This is a genomic window from Kitasatospora sp. NPDC091276 (assembly GCF_040684355.1).
GTDB lineage: Bacteria > Actinomycetota > Actinomycetes > Streptomycetales > Streptomycetaceae > Kitasatospora.
This window is the reverse complement of record NZ_JBFBFU010000019.1, coordinates 141,859-159,680: the sequence shown is the minus strand read 5'-3', so window position 1 is coordinate 159,680 and position 17,822 is coordinate 141,859. Positions and strand designations below refer to the sequence as shown.

General features: G+C 72.1%; 14 protein-coding genes and 2 pseudogenes. 7 read left to right on the top strand and 9 right to left on the bottom strand.

The genetic code is table 11. The annotated features are described in order from the left end of the window. Positions 1 to 226: 226 nt before the first annotated feature. The 3 genes from AB0O19_RS23965 (at position 227) to AB0O19_RS23955 (ending at position 3,907) form a co-directional block, all read left to right on the top strand. A complete protein-coding gene (locus AB0O19_RS23965; protein ID WP_363622185.1) occupies positions 227 to 922 on the top strand; it encodes an alpha/beta hydrolase in 696 nt (231 codons plus the stop codon). Between the two features lie 205 nt (positions 923 to 1,127). Further along, positions 1,128 to 2,522, top strand: coding sequence for an alpha/beta fold hydrolase (locus AB0O19_RS23960; RefSeq protein ID WP_363622183.1), 1,395 nt, complete (start codon positions 1,128 to 1,130; stop codon positions 2,520 to 2,522). 194 nt (positions 2,523 to 2,716) lie between these two features. Further along, positions 2,717 to 3,907, top strand: a complete 1,191-nt coding sequence (locus AB0O19_RS23955; RefSeq protein WP_363622181.1) for an alpha/beta hydrolase — start codon at positions 2,717 to 2,719, stop codon at positions 3,905 to 3,907. Positions 3,908 to 3,942: 35 nt separating this feature from the next. Here AB0O19_RS23955 and AB0O19_RS23950 read toward each other — a convergent pair. From AB0O19_RS23950 to AB0O19_RS23940, 3 genes and pseudogenes are all read right to left on the bottom strand, one after another. Further along, positions 3,943 to 4,383: pseudogene (locus AB0O19_RS23950) on the bottom strand (epoxide hydrolase); the annotation flags it as partial. A 252-nt stretch (positions 4,384 to 4,635) separates the two neighbouring features. Next, on the bottom strand, positions 4,636 to 5,463 hold the full coding sequence (locus AB0O19_RS23945; protein ID WP_363622179.1) for a lipase family protein: 828 nt from the start codon (positions 5,461 to 5,463) through the stop codon (positions 4,636 to 4,638). Between the two features lie 194 nt (positions 5,464 to 5,657). After that, the gene (locus tag AB0O19_RS23940; RefSeq protein ID WP_363622177.1) at positions 5,658 to 6,536 is read right to left on the bottom strand and encodes an oxidoreductase; all 879 of its coding nucleotides are present in this window, start codon (positions 6,534 to 6,536) and stop codon (positions 5,658 to 5,660) included. Between the two features lie 378 nt (positions 6,537 to 6,914). Here AB0O19_RS23940 and AB0O19_RS23935 point away from each other — a divergent pair, with 378 nt between their 5' ends. After that, on the top strand, positions 6,915 to 7,670 hold the full coding sequence (locus AB0O19_RS23935; RefSeq protein ID WP_363622175.1) for an SDR family oxidoreductase: 756 nt from the start codon (positions 6,915 to 6,917) through the stop codon (positions 7,668 to 7,670). 190 nt (positions 7,671 to 7,860) lie between these two features. Here the strand turns inward: AB0O19_RS23935 and AB0O19_RS23930 are convergent, their stop codons facing one another. From AB0O19_RS23930 to AB0O19_RS23920, 3 genes are all read right to left on the bottom strand, one after another. Next, positions 7,861 to 8,715, bottom strand: a complete 855-nt coding sequence (locus AB0O19_RS23930) for a PIG-L family deacetylase (RefSeq protein ID WP_363581047.1) — start codon at positions 8,713 to 8,715, stop codon at positions 7,861 to 7,863. A gap of 177 nt (positions 8,716 to 8,892) precedes the next feature. Then, positions 8,893 to 9,759 (bottom strand): hypothetical protein, encoded by an 867-nt coding sequence (locus AB0O19_RS23925; protein ID WP_363622173.1) that lies wholly within the window; start codon positions 9,757 to 9,759, stop codon positions 8,893 to 8,895. A gap of 260 nt (positions 9,760 to 10,019) precedes the next feature. After that, positions 10,020 to 11,096, bottom strand: a complete 1,077-nt coding sequence (locus AB0O19_RS23920) for an Lrp/AsnC family transcriptional regulator (RefSeq protein WP_363622171.1) — start codon at positions 11,094 to 11,096, stop codon at positions 10,020 to 10,022. 150 nt (positions 11,097 to 11,246) lie between these two features. Here AB0O19_RS23920 and AB0O19_RS23915 point away from each other — a divergent pair, with 150 nt between their 5' ends. Beyond that, a complete protein-coding gene (locus tag AB0O19_RS23915; protein ID WP_363622169.1) occupies positions 11,247 to 12,431 on the top strand; it encodes a M20 family metallopeptidase in 1,185 nt (394 codons plus the stop codon). Positions 12,432 to 12,487: 56 nt separating this feature from the next. Continuing rightward, complete coding sequence (locus AB0O19_RS23910; RefSeq protein ID WP_363622167.1) at positions 12,488 to 12,814, top strand: nuclear transport factor 2 family protein; 327 nt, start codon at positions 12,488 to 12,490, stop codon at positions 12,812 to 12,814. Positions 12,815 to 12,887: 73 nt separating this feature from the next. Here the strand turns inward: AB0O19_RS23910 and AB0O19_RS23905 are convergent, their stop codons facing one another. Together AB0O19_RS23905 and AB0O19_RS23900 are read right to left on the bottom strand one after the other, a co-directional pair. Then, positions 12,888 to 13,559: a hypothetical protein gene (locus AB0O19_RS23905; protein ID WP_363622165.1), complete on the bottom strand. Its 672-nt coding sequence runs from the start codon at positions 13,557 to 13,559 to the stop codon at positions 12,888 to 12,890. Between the two features lie 481 nt (positions 13,560 to 14,040). Continuing rightward, positions 14,041 to 14,807 (bottom strand): annotated as a pseudogene (locus AB0O19_RS23900) (IS6 family transposase). Positions 14,808 to 15,037: 230 nt separating this feature from the next. Between AB0O19_RS23900 and AB0O19_RS23895 the strand changes: the two are divergent. Further along, positions 15,038 to 16,162, top strand: a complete 1,125-nt coding sequence (locus AB0O19_RS23895) for a dispase autolysis-inducing protein (protein ID WP_363622163.1) — start codon at positions 15,038 to 15,040, stop codon at positions 16,160 to 16,162. Between the two features lie 579 nt (positions 16,163 to 16,741). Here the strand turns inward: AB0O19_RS23895 and AB0O19_RS23890 are convergent. Continuing rightward, positions 16,742 to 17,797 carry a helix-turn-helix domain-containing protein gene (locus AB0O19_RS23890; RefSeq protein WP_363622161.1) on the bottom strand — a complete coding sequence of 352 codons (1,056 nt, stop codon included), beginning with the start codon at positions 17,795 to 17,797 and terminating at the stop codon, positions 16,742 to 16,744. Between the last annotated feature and the right edge of the window lie 25 nt (positions 17,798 to 17,822).

Genomic DNA, 17,822 nt, shown 5'->3' with positions numbered 1-17,822 from the left:
GGTGATCTCGGCGAACGGGCTTTCTCGGTGACCGACCGGCCGCTGAAGCGTTCGACGTCCATGGCGATGGCCGTGAGGACGTGTCGCGGGCGAGGTCCGCGTCGTGTTCGGGATCATCGAAGTGGAAGTCGGCTCAGGTGATGGCGCGGACGCGTCTACCGTTGATCGAAAGGCAGCCCGGACGGCCCGGACGGCCCGGACAGCCCAGGCGGACGCGGAGGCAACGATGAGGGTGGTGTTCGTGCACGGGGCGTGTGTGCGGGACGGGTCGTGGTGGTGGCACCGCACCGCCGGGCTGCTGCAGGAGCACGGGGTGCTGAGCGTGGCCCCGGCGCTACCGAGCTGCGGTGAGGCGGGCCTGCCCGGCGGCGTCGGCGGTCCGGGGCTGCCCGAGGACGTTGCCGCGGTGCGCCAGGTGCTGCAGGCCGGCGACGAGCGGACCGTCGTGGTCGCCCACAGCTACGGCGGTATCGTCACCGCGGAAGCCGCCGCGGGAATCGGTTCGGTGCACCACCTGCTACTGGTCTCCAGCTACCTGCCCGAGGTCGGGCAGAGCCTGTCGGACTTCGGGGACGGCGGCCCCGCCCCGTTCCTCGACGTCGACCCCGACGCCGGCACGTTCGGGGTCCGCCCCGAACTGCTCGTGGACACGTTCCTCCAGGACTGCGACCCCGAGGTCCAGGCACAGGCGGCGGACCACCTCGCCCGTCAGAGCGTGCGGGTGACCGGGCAGCCGGTCGGGGCGGCCGCATGGCAGCAGTCGCCGTCGACGTACCTCGTCTGCGCTCAGGACCGGGGCACCCCGCCGCGACTGCAGCGCGAGTTCGCCCGCCGGGCCGGCGGCGTCGTCGAGCTCGACGCCGGCCACCACCCGTTCCTGTCCCAGCCCGCAGCGATCCGGGACCTGCTGCTGAGCCTGTGACGGCCGTGACATTCACGGAATCGCGGCCAACCGCCTTCAGGGAGCGTCGTCACCGTGGGTTCCGGCTGCCTTTCAGGGCCATTCGGGTCCTGGCGGTCCGTTCCGGGTCGAATCCGGCCCGAACGCTCGCCATCGAAGTGCCGCGGGGCGCAGGCTACTTCCGTGACCGCGTCGGCCCGGGCGCGGCGCGAGCGGAAGGACGAACATGACGAGCAAGCGCGGCCGTATCGCCGCTCTGCTGGGCGCCGCCGCGGTGGCCGCCGGGACCACCCTGGCCACCCCCGCAGTCGGCTTCGCCGCCACGGCCGCGCCGGCCCGCGCCAGCGGGATCACCGGCCAGGCGCCCTGCCCGGACGCACCCGAGTTCACCTGCGGGACCCTCACCGTCCCGTTCGACCACAGCGGCGCCACCCCCGGCACCCTCGACCTCCAGGTGGCCGTCACCGGCAACACCACGGCCCCCAAGGGCGACCTGCTCTTCCTCACCGGCGGCCCCGGCCAGCCCGGCGTCCCGGCGATCAAGCGGATCGCGGGCAAGCTGGAACCCGTCCTCAAGGACTACCGCCTGGTGATGTACGACCAGCGCGGCACCGGCCGGGGCGCGCTCCAGTGCCCGGGCCTCCAGGAGGACATGGGCTCCTCCGACCTCGCCGCGCCGCGCAAGCAGTCGATCACCGACTGCGCCGCCGCCCTGGGCCCCGACGCCCGCCACTACAGCACCGCGGACACCGTCGCCGACATCGACCTGCTGCGCCGCGCGCTCGGCGACCGGCGCCTCACCCTGGACGGCGTCTCGTACGGCACCATCGTCGCCGAGCGGTACGCGCTCGCCCACCCGGCGCGCGTGGCCCGGCTGGTGCTCGACTCGGTGGCGCCGCAACAGGGTTTCGACCCCCTCGACCTGGCCGCGATGCCCGCGACCGCCCGGATCCTGCGGGCCGCCTGCCGGGCCACCGGCTGCACCACCGACCCGGCCGCCGACCTCGCCGCCACGGTTCGGCGGTACGGCAACGGGGCGCAGGTCCTGAGTGCGCTCACCGGCTACGAGTTCATCGACCCGGACTACGGCGGTGTCCCGGAGATCCTGCACGAGGCCGCCGCCGGGCAGCCCGCGAAGCTCCAGGACTTCTTCGACTTGGTCCACCAGCAGGTCGACGCCGCCCCGGCCGAGGAGCTCAGCCAGGGGCTGCACTCCGCCGCCCTGTGCGCCGACTCGCGCTTCCCGTGGGGCACCACCGACACGCCCGTCACGGGCCGCGCGGCGGCGCTGGAGCGCACCCGGCAGCGGTTGACCGCCGAGCAGACCTGGCCGTACGACCCGGCGACCGCGACCGGGCTCGGCAGCCTCCTGGTCTGCCTCGACTGGCCGCGCGAGCGGGTGCCGCCGGCGCCGTCGGAGCACCGCAAGCTGCCGGACGTGCCGGTGCTGCTGCTCGGCGGCGACCGGGACCTGGCCACGCCGTACGAAGTGCTGTACCAGCAGGCGAAGTTGGCGCACGACCCGCAGATCGTGATCGTGCCCGGGGCGGCGCACTCGGTGCAGAACCGGGCGGCGAACCCGGCCGGACGGCAGGCGGTGTACGACTTCCTGCTGAAGTAGCGGGAGCCGCCGGCGGGCCGTTCCGCGCGGGGGACGGAACGGCCCGCCGCCTCGCCCCGTCCGGCCTGCTGCGCCGGCCCGTCCGCCTCCTCCGCTGGAATGCCCGGCCCTCCTCCGCTGGGATGCCCCATCCCCTTCCCCGTCCTCCTCTGAGGGGATGTCAACTGCTGTGCCCGCGAACTAGCGTTGCCGGCATGACCAGAATCCGTCGTGCTGCCCTGGCCGCCGTGCTCACGCTCGTCCTGCCGCTGCCGATCATCGGGGCGGGTGCGGCGAACGCCGCGCCCGGGCCCTCCGTCGCAGCCCCCTCCGCGGCCTCGGACAGGTACGGCGTCCACCTGGAGCTGCCCCGCCCGACGGGCCCGCACGCGATCGGACGCAGCACCCTGCACCTCGTCGACCAGCACCGCCGGGATCCCTGGGTGTCGGCCGCGGGTGCCCGGGAACTGATGGTGTCGACGTACTACCCGGCCCGGCCCGGGACCGGCGGACCGGCCCCCTACATGACCACCGAGGAGGCCCGGCTGCTGCTGCAGCAGACGGCTCCGGGCGGCGCCGTCCCGGCCGAGACACTCGGCGGCACCCGCACCTACGCGCACGCCGACGCCCGGCCGGAGCGCGGCAGGTTCCCCCTGCTGGTGCTCTCGCCCGGCCTCACGCTGCCGCGCGCCACCCTCACCGGACTCGCCGAGGACCTGGCCAGTCGCGGGTACGTCGTCGCGCTGGTCGACCACACCTACGAGTCCACCGGTGTGACCTTCCCCGACGGACGGACCCGCACCTGCGTCGTCTGCGACCAGACCCCCACCCTCGACGGCCTGGAGGCGATAGCCCGGAGCCGGGCCGAGGATCTCTCCTTCGTCGTCGATCAGTTGACCGACCGTCATTCGCCGTGGCGGAACGCCGGCGTGATCGACCCGCAACGGATCGGCATGGCCGGGCACTCCATCGGCGGTGACGCCGCCGCCGCGACCATGGCCGGCGACGACCGGGTACGAGCCGGGGTGAACATGGACGGCACCTTCTTCGCGCCGGTTCCCGCCACCGGCCTCCAGGGCCGCCCCTTCCTCATGTTCGGCACCCTGGCCAACCACAGCCCGGGCGGCGCGGACACCAGCTGGGACCGCGACTGGGCGCGCCTGGACGGCTGGAAGCGGTGGCTGACCATCGCCGGCTCCGGCCACTCCAGCTTCACCGACCTGCCCGTCCTCGCCGCACAGTTGGGCGTGACCGGCCCCGCCGTGCCGATCCCGGCGCAGCGCGCGGAGGAGATCACCCGCGCCTACGTCGGGGCCTTCTTCGACCAGCACCTGCGCGGCATCCCGCAGCCGCTGCTCGACGGCCCGTCACCGGCCGACCCGGAGGTCGCCTTCCAGCACCCCTGATCCCGCCGTCGACCCCGCGCGGGGTCCCGGTAGGGGGGCCGGCTCAGGCGGACGGTGCGGCGCAGGTCGCCCACCCAGGCGTCGGGGTTCTCCCAGGGGATGAAGTGGCCGCCGCGGTCGTGGGCGGGGGCCCACGGGTAGCGGTTGGCGTTGGCGTAGTAACGCATCGACGTGGCGATGGAGTTGTTCACCCAGTAGATCGTGGCGTGGGTGAGCAGGTCGTCCTTGGTGAAGACGGATTCGACGTCTCCGCCGTTGTCGCTCCAGGAGTTCCAGCGCTCCAGCAGCCAGGCGAGCAGTCCGGCGGGGGAGTCGCTCAGCCCGTGGGCCAGGGTGGCGCCGTCGAGCGTGTGCACGGCGAGGTGGGACGCCGAGCGGTGGTCCAACTCGATGGTGCGGGCGCGGACGTCGGCGGGCTGGTCGTCGGTGAGGGGCCGGTTCCGGGCGAAGTCCCAGGCGCGGGGGCCGGTGAAGAAGACGAGTTGTCCATCGACCCCGAACGGCTGATCAACTGGGGCACGAGCACGGGTGGTGACCCCGGTATCCGCGCGCGCCGGGTGTGCAGTGTCGGAGACGGAATCCAGCTCCGGCAACGTCAGCACCGCACCGACCGGTACGGCGGAGCCGTTGAGCTTCTCCTTGACGTCCCAGCGGGGTGAAGCGGCGCGAACGCTGTTGAGCCACCTGGTCGCGCCGGAGCCACCCGGCCGGCCCGGGGTGTTCTGCGATCAGGCGGTCGTGGCGAGGTTCTTCTCGAACGCGGCGAGGTAGTTGCGCAGGTGGTGGTCCTTGATGCCGTCGGTCTCGGGGGCGAACATGTCCTGGCGGTAGCCCTTCGCCCGGTCCTTCAACCCGGCGATGAGCGGCATGGCCTCGTGGAGCCCTCCGTCGGCGTCGAAGTAGCGGAGTGCGCTGACGTGGGTGAAGGCCGGCTCGGGCGGGAGCTGGGGGACGATGTCGTTGTTGTTGACGAAGCGGTAGCAGCGGTCCCGGAAAGCCGTGTTGTGGGCGGCGGCGAGAAGCCGTTCACAGGTGCGGGGCTGACCGAAGGTGTAGACGCCGTCGGGGAGTTGGCGAGGCTCCTCGAAGTACCAGCAGGCGCCGGCCAGCATGGCGAGGGCGCCGCCGAGGCTGTGGCCGGTGAACCAGACGCTCTGCCCGTTGGTGCGCAGTCCCTGGATGGTGTCGCGGATCTCGGGGTAGACGGACCGCAGGGCCTGGTGGAAGCCGTAGTGGACGAAGCCCTTGTTCGCCGGTCCGGGAACGGGCGGGGTGCTGACGTCGGTGAGCCAGTCGTAGATCTTCAGGACCTCGGTGCCCCGGAAACCGGTGACGATCATGCGGTCGCTGGCCATCGTGTAGGCCTGGGTGTCCTCGATCAGGAACGGCATCTGGTGCGTCGACTCGAAGTGCCGCACCTCGTCGAAGCCCCAGGCGTGGGCCTTGTCCTCGATGCCGGCCCGGTCCAGCACGGCCAGTCCGGCGGCCTGCGCCATCCAGTAGGCGTGGGGGAGGGAATAGCGGGTCGTCGAGTGGTCCAGAGCGGGGATGGCCATCGGTGTCCTCCGGGTAGCGGCCAGCGGGTCGCCCAGCAACCTAGCGCCGCACGCGAACGGAGGGGAGCCGGAAGCGCGGAAGGCCACCCGGACGGGCGCAACCGCGGCGGAACCCGGATCCCGGCGGGCGGTGAGGGAACCGCCGCAGGACACGGGCGCCCGGCAATGGTCGAGGTTGAGGACCACGGTGAGGACTACCGCGTTCTCGCCGAGCCGATGGTGTCGAGTTCGGCGACCGCGTCGGCGGGCAGCACCAGGTCGGCCGCGGCGGTGTTCTCGCGCAGGTGGGCGATGGAGGAGGTGCCGGGGATCAGGACGGTGGTGGCCGAGCGCTGCAACAGCCAGGCCAGTGCGACCTGTTGCGGGGAGGCGTCGAGGCGGGCGGCGACATCGTTGAGCACCTGGGACTGGAGCGGGCTGAAGCCGCCCAAGGGGAAGAACGAGGCGAAGGCGATGTTCTGGTCCGCGCAGCGGTCCACGAGTGTGTCGTCCTGCCGGTTGGCCAGGTTGTAGAGGTTCTGCACGGTGACGACCGGGGCGATGGCCTGCGCCTCGGTGAGCTGGGCGTCGGAGACGCCGCTGATGCCCAGGTGGCGGATCAGCCCCTGACGGCGCAGGTCGGCCAAGGCGCCGAACCGCTCGGCGATGGGCGCGTCGGAGATGTTTTCCACCGAGTCCAGGCGCAGGTTGACGACGTCCAGGGCCTCCAGGCCGAGGTGCCGGAGGTTGTCGTGGACCTGGGCCTTGAGGTCCGCGGGTTCCTGCGAGGGGATCCAGTCGCCGGTCTCGTTGCGGCGGGCGCCGACCTTGGTGACGATGTGCAGTCCGGCCGGGTAGGGGTGCAGGGCTTCCTTGATGAGTTCGTTGACGACGAACGGCCCGTAGTAGTCGCTGGTGTCGATGTGGGTGATGCCCAGCTCGACGGCTTCGCGCAGGACCGCCAAGGCCTGGTCGCGGTCCTCGGGGGGACCGAGGACGCCGGGGCCGGCCAACTGCATGGCGCCGTAGCCCATCCGGCTGAGGGTGAGGTCGGGGGCCAGGGTGAGGGTGCCGCCGGGAGCGCTGCTGGTCATGTCGTGCCTTTCGCCGGTTTCGCTGAGGCCGGGGGCGACGAATCGGATGTTCGTGGACAGCCCGGCGTGATTCCTAACTCTGGGGGAGCGGGGGTGGGCGGGGCGGCACCCCGGTGTTCCTGGGCGTGGCAGGGACACCCGCCCGTGGCGTGATGCGGGCCGGCACCATGCCGTGGGCCTTTTCCCGGTGCGCGGTGGTGAGTGCCGATCGCCACGGGCGCAAGCCGCGGGACTCGACATGCGGGCCCTGGCACGCCGCCATAGCGTGAGCGTGGTGGTGGCGGCGAGACGCCGGGCACACCCGTCCGGGCCGGCGGGCCTGCCCGGCTTCCCCTCCCCTTCCCTCCCCTTCCTCCGGCTCCTGATGAGGAGAGTTCCATGCCCGGCCATACGCTCAAGGACAAGGTCGTCGTCATCGCAGGCGCATCGAAGAACCTCGGCAGCCTCATCGCCAAGGAGTGCGCCCGGGACGGCGCCAGGATCGTTGTGCACTACAACAGCGATTCCTCCCGCGACAAGGCCGAGCAGACGGCCGCCGACGTGAAGAAGCTCGGCGGCGACGCCATCGTCCATCAGGGCGACCTGAGCGGGGTCGCCGAGGTGGAGACGCTGTTCGACACCGCGGTGCGTGCTTTCGGCAAGGTCGATTGCATGGTCAACACGGCCGGCGTGGTCATCAAGAAGCCCATGACGGAGACCACGGAGGAAGAGTTCGACAGGATGTTCGCCGTCAACACCAAGGCGGCGTACTTCATGATGCGCGAGGCGGCCAAGCGTCTGGAGGACGGCGGGAAGATCGTCACGATCGTGACCTCGCTGCTGGCCGCCTACACCGGCCTGTACTCCGTCTACGCCGGTAGCAAGTCCCCCGTCGAGCACTTCACCCGCGCCCTGTCCAAGGAACTGTTCGGCCGCAACATCTCCGTCAACAACGTCGCCCCCGGTCCGATGGACACCTCGTTCTTCTACCCGGCCGAGACCGACGACTCCGTCGCCTACCACAAGTCGTCCTCCATGAACGGGGAGCTCACCAGGATCGAGGACATCGCCCCGCTCGTGAAGTTCCTGCTCACCGACGGCTGGTGGATCAACGGGCAGACCGTGTTCGCCAACGGCGGCTACACCACCCGCTGATCCGACGGCCCGCACCGGTTCGGTCACCGGCGCGGGCACGGGTACCGGCAGCCAGGGCTCCGGTCCAGGTCTGGACCCTTGCCGACTGCCCCCGAGTGGAAGCGGCCACGCCCTTCCGGGCGTGGCCTGCATCGTTTCGTCCGGGGGCCCGGGCCTGCCCTGCGGCTCACCCTGCGGCTCGGCCTGCGGCTCAACGCAGGCCGGTGAACAGGTCCTTCTCGGGCAGCGCCGCGCCGGTGGTGTCGAGGACCCGGACGAACGTCTCCACGCCCATCAGCTCGGTGAACCGCTCCCGGCCCATCTTCAGGAAGAAGATGTTCTCGCCCTGGCTGGCGTGCGCGAGCAGCGCGTCGTACTTCTGCCCGCCGAAGGCGGTGGCGTCCACCCAGGTGGTGATCTCCTCGTCGGGCAGCCCGATCGGGGGCAGCTCCACGGCCTCCCCGGTGGGCTCCGGGTTGTCCCCGTCGCCCCCGTCGTTCCCGTCGGCGCCGAACTCGCGCATGAGCTCGCCGAAGCGCTGCATCATCGAGTGCGGCGCCGTGGTCCAGTACACCTTGGGCGTCAGGGCGGCCTGGGTGAGGGCGGCCATGGTGATGCGGTTGGCCTGGATGTGGTCGGGGTGGCCGTAGAAGCCGTTCTCGTCGTAGGTCACGACGACGTCGGGCCGGTAGTGGAGCATCAGGTCGGCGAGCCGGGCGGCGCCGTCGGCGACGGGGGTGCTCCAGAACGATCCCGGGGCGTCGTTGGCGGGCCAGCCCATCATCCCGGAGTCGCCGTAGCCGAGCAGTTCGAGATGGTCGACCCCGAGGACCCGGCAGCTGGCTTCGAGTTCCTGGCGGCGCAGTTCGGCGACGGCGGCGGGGTCGTGGCCCTCCTCGCCCGGCTTGGCGCCGCCGGGGCCGTCGCCGCAGGCGCCGTCGGTACAGGTGACGAGGACGGTGCGGATGCCCTCGGCGGCGTAGCGGGCGAGGACGCCGCCGGTCGAGGTGGCCTCGTCGTCGGGGTGGGCGTGCACTGCCATCAGCGTCAGGGGCCGGTCGGCCATGGGTGTCGTCCTCCGGTCGGTCGGGTGTGGTCCGCCTCCCAGTCTGCGCCAGCGCCTCGGGCGGCTCGGGCCCGGGGGTGGTCGAGGCCGCCGGGCAGGTCGGCGGGGTGGTGCCGCCGGGCGGTGCGCTCGGCCTCCCGGCCGCCACGCGGGGCTTCCGGGGTGTGGGCGGCGAGGTCAGCCGGTGGTGCAGTTGCCGGGTCGGCAGTCGCGCCAGGGGCCCCAGGCGCCGCCCGGGGCCTGCTCGGAGATCTGGGCGAACCACGAGGAGGCGTTCCACATGTGCGCGACCACCGTCAACGTCCCGTCGGCCGACTCGGTGACGGAGGAGGGGGTGGCGACCCCGGACGGCAGCGGACCGGATCCCAGGGCGGTCCAGGAGCCCCAGACACCGGGGGCGCTCTGCTCGTTGACGTACAACTGCGGGCTGCTTGAGCCCTGGTAGACCTCGAAGAAGGCCAGCGTGCCGTCCGCCCGCTGGAAGGCCACCGGCGCCCCGAAGAACCTCGGCACGCCCGCCCCGGCGGGGCCGAAGGGCTCGGGTGCCGACCACGGCCCGTCCGGGCCGGCCTGGTGCATCCGGACCAGGACCGACGACTGGTACCCGATGGTGAACACCTCCAGGGCGCCGTCGGCGTCCGCGGCGGCGGTGAGCACCTGGTTCTGGAAGTTGAGGTTCATGCCGTTGACCTGGCTCCAGGCGCCGAACGGGCCGCCGGGGGCGGACTGCGTCTGGTACCAGATGGTCTGTCCGGTGGCGTAGTCGGTCGAGAAGACCGCGAACCGTGCCTGGGTGCCGTCGGGACGGGTGACCGTGGTGGACTGCCCCTCGGTGCCCGGGGGCGTGGTGGTGTCCCGGGGCCGGTCCGCCGTCGACGACGCGGTCGCCGGTGCCTGTACCGGGGCCGGTGCCTGGGTCCGTGCCTGGGTCCGTGCCTGGGCCTGGGCCTGGGCCTGGGCGGATGGTGCGAGGAGGCCGACTGCGCCGATGAGTGCGGCGCAGACGGTCGCCGCCGCCGTGCGTCGCCGTGCGCTCCTGGGCATGGTTGATCCCTGCCTTCCGATCGGTCTGCGGGGCCCGGCGCCGGGCAGTGGCGCGGGCCGTCGGCCATCCTGCCCACCAGGGCGACCGGTACGGGCGCCTACACCCGGAAATGGCCGGAACACGCGGGCGGGCCGCCGGGCCTGCGCGAGGCGGCCCGCGGCCCGTGGCCTGCGGCTCCTGGCGACGGCGCGTTGCGGCGCCGACCGGTCCGAACGACTGAACGACTGAACGGCTGAACGGCTGAACGGCTGAACGGCCGTCAGGAGACCGGGACCGGGTCCCGCCAGATGTCCAGCGGAACGGCGCGGACCGCGCGTCCGTCCGCGTCGAGGATCCGGCCCATCCGCTTCACGGTGCGCAGCGACACGCGGCGTTCGGCCACCCGCAGGTCGGGGAACCTGCGGGCGAGAGCGGTTTCCAGCCGCTGGACGTCGGCGAGGGAGCGCTGCCAGACGGAGAGCAGGAGGTTGTGCGGGCCGGTGACGGACACGCACAGCCGGACCTCGGGGAGTCTGGCGAGCTGGGGTCCGACCTCGTCGAGCCGGTCCGGGGGGAGGTCGGCCCGGAAGGTCGCCAGGACCGGCCGGCCGGCGTCGCGGGCGGCGATCTCGCAGCGGAAGCGGATCGCGTCGGAGGCGGCCAGCCGGTCGAGGCGCCGGCGCAGCGTGGACGGGCTGAGCCCGGTGGCGGCGGCCAGCTCGGCTTGGCCGAGGCGGCCGTCGACGCCCAGTCTGATGAGCAACTCCCGGTCTTCTTGCCGGACTTCAGCTCGTGCGCCGGACGGATTCCCGTAGCCCGCCGGGTGATCGTCGTGCAGTTCCACGCGCTGGGCGGGGTCCAGCGAGTCCAGTCGCCAGCGGATCCCCTCGGCGTAGAAGCCGGTCGCCAGGTGGACGCGGACGGCGTTGACCCCGGGGAGTGGGCCGAGCCGTTCGGCGGTGTACCGGGAGACCATCGCCAGGTCGGTGAAGGCCACGGTGACGACGAGGTCGCAGCCCTGGGCGAGGTGCTCGATGCTCATCACGTGCGGGTCCTCGGCCAGTTCGTCGGCGATCTGCCGGAGCCGGTCGGGAGCGCAGTCGAGGTCGAGGTAGGCGACGCACCCGCGGTCCTCGGGGTGCGGCAGGCCGTAGGCGGTCACCCAGGCGATCCCGGCCTGGGAGAGCCGGTGCCAGCGGCGGGCGGCGGTGACCGGGCTGATCCCGAGCGTCTGGCCGAGCAGTGACCAGGGTGCGCGGGGCCGCAGTTGCAGCGCGTTCACCAGGGCGAGGTCCAGCTCGTCCACCGTCACCTCGGCGCCGGTGACCTCGGCGCCGGTCACCTCGGTGCCGGTCACTGCCGGCTGCCGGTGGATTCGTTCATCGAAGGGCCTCCTGGTGGCGTGATCCTGCGAAATCGCGGGCAAATCCCGCCGAGAGATCCAGAATCACGGAACAAGATCGCTCTGCACAAGTTCCCGCCACGCGCGGGATCGACGGAGGTGCCCGTGTCCCTGCACGACGACGCTCTCGCTCTGGCCCCGGACCTGGTCCGGCTGCGCCACGACCTGCACCGGTTCCCGGAGCTGGGACTGACCCTGCCGCGCACCCAGGAGCGGGTGCTGCGGGCCCTGGACGGACTGCCGCTGGAGGTGAGCCAGGGCTCCGCGCTGAGCTCGGTCACCGCGGTGCTGCGCGGCGGCCGACCGGGGCCGGCGGTGCTGCTGCGCGGCGACATGGACGGCCTGCCGGTCGCCGAGAAGGCCCCGCTGCCGTTCGCCGCGGACAACGGGGCCATGCACGCCTGCGGACACGATCTGCACACCACCATGCTCGCGGGTGCCGCACACCTGCTGGCCGCACGGCGGGAACAGCTCCACGGGGACGTGGTCTTCATGTTCCAGCCGGGCGAGGAGGGGTGGGACGGAGCCGGAGCCATGCTGGCCGAGGGCGTCCTCGACGCGGCAGGCAGGCGCCCGGTCGCCGCCTACGCCCTGCACGTGTCGTCGGCCATGCGGCACGGGGAGTTCGGCTCCCGGCGCGGGCCGATCCTGGCCGCTTCCACTGCGCTGAACGTCACCGTCCACGGTGCGGGCGGCCACGGCTCGGTACCGCACCGGGCCAAGGACCCCATCCCGGCGGCCTGCGAGATGGTCACCGCCCTGCAGACCATGGTGACCCGCCGCTTCGACGTGTTCGATCCGGTGGTGGTCACCGTTGGGCTGATCCAGGCCGGCACCCAGCGCAACATCATCCCCGAGACCGCCTACTTCGAGGCGACCGTGCGCACCTTCTCCGCCGAGGCGCAGTCCAAGGCCGCCGACACCACGGTGGAGCTGGTCAAGGCCATCGCGGCCGCCCACGGCCTGCGGGCCGAGGTCGAGTACCTTCCCCAGTACCCGGTGACCGTGACCGACGGGGCCGAGACCGACTTCCTGGCGGACACCGTCCGGGAGGTCTTCGGCGAGGAACGCTTCCAGTCGATGCCGAACCCGATGACCGGGTCGGAGGACTTCTCCCGGGTCCTGGACGCCGTGCCGGGATCGTTCGTGTGGCTCGGCGCCGCCCCGAAGGGGACCGACCCCGAGGACCTGCCGGTCAACCACTCGCCCTACGCGGAGTTCGACGACGCGGTGCTCCCCGACGGGGCCGCGCTCTACGCCGAACTCGCCACCCGCCGTCTCGCAGCCTGAGCCCGGCTGAACCCGTGATGCGTAATTCGTACACCGAGGAAGGAACGATCAATCACATGACGGAACCGCGCGAGGTGGTCGAGCAGCAGCTCGCCGCCTACAACAGCCACGACATCGACGCCTTCGTCGCCACCTATGCCGAGGACGTCACGATCCACCGGGCCGACGGCACCCGACTTCAGGGCCGGCAGGCTCTGCGCGACAGGTACGCCGGACAGTTCGCCAAGGGCCGCTGCCGGGCGGAGATCGTGGGGCGGCTCAGCGAAGGCGACTGGGTGGTCGACCACGAAGTCGCCCACGGCCTGGCCGACGAGCCGGTCCGCGTCCTGGTGGCCTACCGGGTGCGCGAAGGCCTCATCGACCGCGTCGACTTCCTGGGCTGAACAGCGCAACAGCGCAGGCCCGTACGGTGGTCGCCGTCGTACGGCCGGTCCGCGCCCCGCCGGTGAACGGCCGTCAGAGGCCGGGGACGGCATCCTTCGCGACGGTGTGCCAGTTGGTGACGATCGGCTTGTCGACCGGCGTGTCGCCGACGGGGATGCTGGCCGGGTTGGGGTCGGCGTTGCCGATGCCCACGATGACGTCGGTGAACTGGACCGCCTGGTTGTCCTTGGTGGTCTTCGTCATGATGCCCGCGTACGCGACCTTGGCGCCGCTCAGGGTGATCGGTTCGCCGGTGGCCTGCTCGGCGTTGGCGGCCTCGATGCCGCGCGAGCCGAACGCGATGGTGGGGTGGGTGCCGGGGAGCGTGCAGGTGATGCCCGGCTTGGCCTTGGCCGTGATCAGGAGGTAGCCGCCGGCCTGGGACTCGGCCTTCGCGCCGAGGACCAGGTCGTTGGCGCCGCAGGCCTGGCCGTAGCCGCTCTTGTCGGCGGCGGGGGAGGAGGCCGGGTCGGGCGACTTCGGCGTGGAGGACGACTTCGGCGTGGAAGGCGACGTGGGCGCGGCGGCGGCCTTCGTCGGCGAGGCCCCGGTGGACGCGGGTGCGGCCCCGGTGGGCGCGGCGGCGGTGGCCGCGGGGCTGGCGGCGGTGGAGCCCGTGTCGCTGTTGTCCGGCCCGCAGGCCGTCGCGGTGGCGGCGAGCGCCGCGACGGCGGCGGCGGTGAGGGCGAGGCGGCGCGTGCGCATGAGGTCTCCCGATGTCGTTCGACCGGTGAGGTTCACCGGGTGTGATCACCGTAGGCGGGGGTCGTTCACAGGCAGGTGCGGGAAGTATCCCGATCCTGTCCCAGAAGCCGATGGGCCTTGTCCGCCGGACAGTTGACGGCTCACCCGCGCAGGGCGCCCGCGCCATGCCGTCGCCCCGGCGGGTGCCCTCACCCCCGGCGGGCCGAACCGCGTCCCCGACGCCGTGGTCGTCCGGTAGCCGCACCGCCCGGGCAGGCAGGGCCCCGCCTGCCCGGGAGGCAGTCTCAGACGCCGTCCTTGTGGCCGTTCGCGACGAGCAGCCGCTCCATGCTCTTGTAGGCGGGGGCGGCCTCGGTGTTGCCGTCGTCGTGGAACATCCTGAGGTACTGGACGAGGGCGCTCACGCGGCGTTGTCACGTTGGTGGGGGCGTGGTCGCCTGCGGCTGGGTCAGGGCGTGCTGGGCCCGGTTCCGGGTCTGGTTCAGGCCGTGGCGGGCGGGGCGGCGGCGTGGGTGATCTGGTCCCAGATGGCGAACCGGATGATCATTTCGGTGCGGTGGCGGCCGGCTGTGAGGAGGTGGCGGCGGGGTCGGAAGTGGGGTGAGATGCCGCTGAACGCGGACAGGAACCGTTGGGCGGCGCCGGGTGAGCGGAAGTACTTCATGGCGCGTTCGCGTTGCCTGGTGGGTTGGTGGGAGTTCTCAGCCCGGTTGTTCAGGCCCTTGTGCGCGCGGTGTTCGACCGAGGCCATGAGCTCGCGGTGGGCGACGCCGTAGGAGCGGAGCTTGTCGGTGACCAGTACCCTCGGTACCCGACGCTGTTTCTTCATCAACTTGGACATGAAGCGCTTGGCGGCCTTCGCGTCCCGCCGGGACTGGACCAGGATGTCCAGGACGCTCCCGCGCTGGTCGACGGCGCGCCACAGGTAGTGCCGCACCCCGTTGATCTTCATGAAGACCTCGTCGAGATGCCACTTGCCACCGGCCCGCGGCCGGCGCCCACGCAGCCCGTCGGCGTACGTCTGGCCGAACTTCAGGCACCAGCGGCGGATCGTCTCGTAGGAAACGATGACACGACGATGACACCGCGCTGGAGCATCAGCTCCTCGACCTCGCGGAAGCTCAGCGGGAAGCGGAAATACAGCCACACCGCATGGGAGATGATCTCCACCGGGTACCGGTGACCCCTGTACGACGGCGACCCGCTCTCCACGACAGACCACTCCCCGGCCAGACCAACGAAGATCATCTCACTCATCGGTCAACGTGACAGCACCGTGTCGAACGATCGGGTGGTCAGCCTGGGTGGCCGATGACCGGATTCTCACCACCCTCCGGCCGAATCCGGACGGGTGGGACACTTCGGCCAGCATGTTGACTGATTGTCATGTGTTCCCACATGGAACGTCGCGATACAAAGTGATCACCGGTGATCACCGATTGCACACCTGCACCCCACAAGGGATAGGGAACCCGATCATGAACTGGAACCGCTCCGCCGCCGTCGCCCTCGCCGCGGCCGCCTGCGTCACCCTCGCCCAGCCCGTCGCCGCCACGGCCGCCACCGGCACCCCGTCCGGCCCGTGGACCGCCCCGAACTGCACCCGGGTGACCGGCGACGGCGCCGTCACCTTCACCACCGACGGTGGCGCCACTCTCACGCCCACCAGCGGCACGCTCAAGCCGATCAGCTACACCCACGGCCTGATCGCACTGGACACCCCCAACACCCTACTCGCCACACACAACAACGAACTGCAGCGCTCCACCGACGCGGGCTGCAACTGGACCAAGGCCGCCAACCTGGGCAGCGGCGCCGTCCGGCTGGTCGCCGGGGTCGGCAACCGGGCCTTCGGCTGGCAGCAGAACGCCTCCTACCTCGTGCGCGTCGACGGCACCGCCGTGACCACCCTCGCCTCGCCCACCGCGACGGTCGTCGGCGTCGGCACCGACCGCACCGACCCCGCGCACGTACGGGTGGCCGGGTCCGACGGCCGCCTCTACGACTCCCGCGACGGCGGCGCCAGCTGGACCGCCGCCGCCGGCCTGCCGTTCGGCGAGGACGCGCTCGTCTACTCCGTCGGTTTCGACCCCGCCGACCCCGGCCACGCCACAGCCGGCGCGATGGCCCGGGGCGGGGCGACCACCCGAGACGGCGGCGCCACCTGGACGCCCGTCACCGGCCTGTCCGCCACCGGCGGCGCGGCCAACCTCTTCCGGGCCGCCTACTCGCCCGCCGACCCCAACACGGTCTACGCCCTGGGCATCGACCTCGGGGAGACCACCCGCGAGGGCCGCCACCTCTTCCGCTCCACCGACGGCGGGCTGAGCTTCTCCCGCATCGTCGACAACACCGCCGACACCCAGCTCACCAACGGCACGCTGCTCGCGCCCAGCCCGACCGACGCCAATGTGCTCCACTTCGAGTACGGCACCTACTTCCAGGGCTACGGCACCGACCTGTTCCGCTACGACGCCGCCACCGGCCTGGTCAGCAAGACCCACAACACCCACGACGGCGTGTCCGCCATCGCCTTTAACCCCGCCCAGCCCGGCGTGATGTACCTGGGCCTGAAGGAGATCGAGGTCGACCCGCTCTCCTGATCCGGGAGACGTGACGCGGGCGGCGTAACCCCGAGCCCGTCCCGTCCGGCCACCGGACGGGACGGGCGCCCCGGGCCCGGACAGCGCCCGCGCCCAGGAGAAGGATGTCCGCAAGTGGGCCCGGCCAACGGGTAACCGCATCGTCAAGGCGCCGACGGAGCGATCAGCGGGAAGGCCGGCGACGATGAGCGGCCCGGTCGTCCCGAGCGCGTCCAGGAAGACCTGGGCGGGCGGCACGTCGGCGGCGGCGGTACGAACCATTCGGCGGTCGTGTCCGGCGGGTCGTTCGGATCGTCCGGGCTGTCCGGGTGGTCCGGGCCGTCTTCCGGGGCCCCCGGGCCGTCCTCCGGGGGAAGGGCGGTGAGGTCCGGGAACTCCTCGCAGCGCCCGCCCCTTTCGGCCGCCGCGGCAGGCCGGTGGGCGCGGGCATCCAGTAAGTCCTGGAGCGCGCTCTCGAGCACCGGGGGCCGCGGGTGCGAAGGGGTGGTGTCGGACACTCAGGTCTCCTGGCGTAGCGGCCGGTCGGGTCGGATGGCACGGGGGTGGTCGTCCGCCGTGTGGGGCCGAGCACTTCGCACGCTAGTCACCGATCGGTCGGCCGTGTTGCCGAGGAGGCATCGAGACTTGCTCCACCGCGTACTGTTGTTGTTCCGCAGGCACCACACGGCTCGGCGCGCTGTCGGTCGCTCCGGAGGTATGGGACGCGCGCCACTCGCGCGGGGACACCCCGTAGGCGGCGCGGAAGGCCCGGCTGAAGTGTGCCGGGTTGACGAACCCCCACCGCTGGGCGACCGCCGAGATCGTCGGCACGGTATCGCCGCGCCGGGCCAACTCCCGGGCGCACGCCTCCAGTCGGCACCGCTGGACGAGCCGGCCCACTGTGACCCCTTCGCCTTCGAAGACCCGGTGCAGGTAGCGCACCGAGATGTGGTGCGCCTGGGCGATGCTCTCCGGCGACAGCTCCGGATCGCCCAGGTGGCGGTTGATGTGCTCCCGCACCCGCTGGACGAGATGGCCGTTCCAGGTGCGGGAGTCGGTGGCCGCCGGTTCGGTGAGCTGGCCGACGAGCATGATGAGCAGATCGGCGACACTGCCGGCCAACCGGTCGCCCACGGAGGCGGGGTAGGAGTGCGCGGAGGCCGCCAGTGTGTCCAGGAAGGGGAGCAGGACGGCCCCGAACCCCTCGGTGGAGGTGATGGCCGTCCCCGCCGCCTGCCGGATGTCGCACTCCGGTACCCCAAGCAGCCTGCGCGGCACCTGGAAGACGTGGGAGCGGAAGCGCTCCGGGTAGTCGAAGGAGTACGGCCGCGCGGTGTCGTACAGCACGAGGCCGCCCTCCGCCACCTCCGCCCGACGCCCGTCCTGCCGCAACACGGCGCGGCCGGACACCTGTACACCCACCCCCACCTGCGGCTCCGCCTGCGGGGACCGGGCGATCAGGCCGGCCGTGCGCGACACCCGCGTCGCGTCCGCCTCCATCGTGGACACCCGCAGGTATCCCAGCTGGTGCGACACCAGGCGGCCCTCGAACGGCCGGTCGGCCAGCGGCACCACCTCCACCGGCACCAGCGTCCGCGACACCGCCTCTCCCCAGAACTCCGCCTTCTTGTCCTCCTGGATGGAGGCGGTGGTCACCGTCACATTCACCTGACTGCCCCTC

What these genes read in the sequence shown, in the direction of transcription:
- AB0O19_RS23945 (WP_363622179.1), bottom strand. Translation starts at nt 5,463, where the DNA reads ATGGCCATCCCCGCTCTGGACCACTCGACGACCCGCTATTCCCTCCCC.
- AB0O19_RS23965 (WP_363622185.1), top strand. Translation starts at nt 227, where the DNA reads ATGAGGGTGGTGTTCGTGCACGGGGCGTGTGTGCGGGACGGGTCGTGG.
- AB0O19_RS23910 (WP_363622167.1), top strand. Translation starts at nt 12,488, where the DNA reads ATGACGGAACCGCGCGAGGTGGTCGAGCAGCAGCTCGCCGCCTACAAC.
- AB0O19_RS23935 (WP_363622175.1), top strand. Translation starts at nt 6,915, where the DNA reads ATGCCCGGCCATACGCTCAAGGACAAGGTCGTCGTCATCGCAGGCGCA.
- AB0O19_RS23955 (WP_363622181.1), top strand. Translation starts at nt 2,717, where the DNA reads ATGACCAGAATCCGTCGTGCTGCCCTGGCCGCCGTGCTCACGCTCGTC.
- AB0O19_RS23925 (WP_363622173.1), bottom strand. Translation starts at nt 9,759, where the DNA reads ATGCCCAGGAGCGCACGGCGACGCACGGCGGCGGCGACCGTCTGCGCC.
- AB0O19_RS23940 (WP_363622177.1), bottom strand. Translation starts at nt 6,536, where the DNA reads ATGACCAGCAGCGCTCCCGGCGGCACCCTCACCCTGGCCCCCGACCTC.
- AB0O19_RS23905 (WP_363622165.1), bottom strand. Translation starts at nt 13,559, where the DNA reads ATGCGCACGCGCCGCCTCGCCCTCACCGCCGCCGCCGTCGCGGCGCTC.
- AB0O19_RS23930 (WP_363581047.1), bottom strand. Translation starts at nt 8,715, where the DNA reads ATGGCCGACCGGCCCCTGACGCTGATGGCAGTGCACGCCCACCCCGAC.
- AB0O19_RS23960 (WP_363622183.1), top strand. Translation starts at nt 1,128, where the DNA reads ATGACGAGCAAGCGCGGCCGTATCGCCGCTCTGCTGGGCGCCGCCGCG.
- AB0O19_RS23895 (WP_363622163.1), top strand. Translation starts at nt 15,038, where the DNA reads ATGAACTGGAACCGCTCCGCCGCCGTCGCCCTCGCCGCGGCCGCCTGC.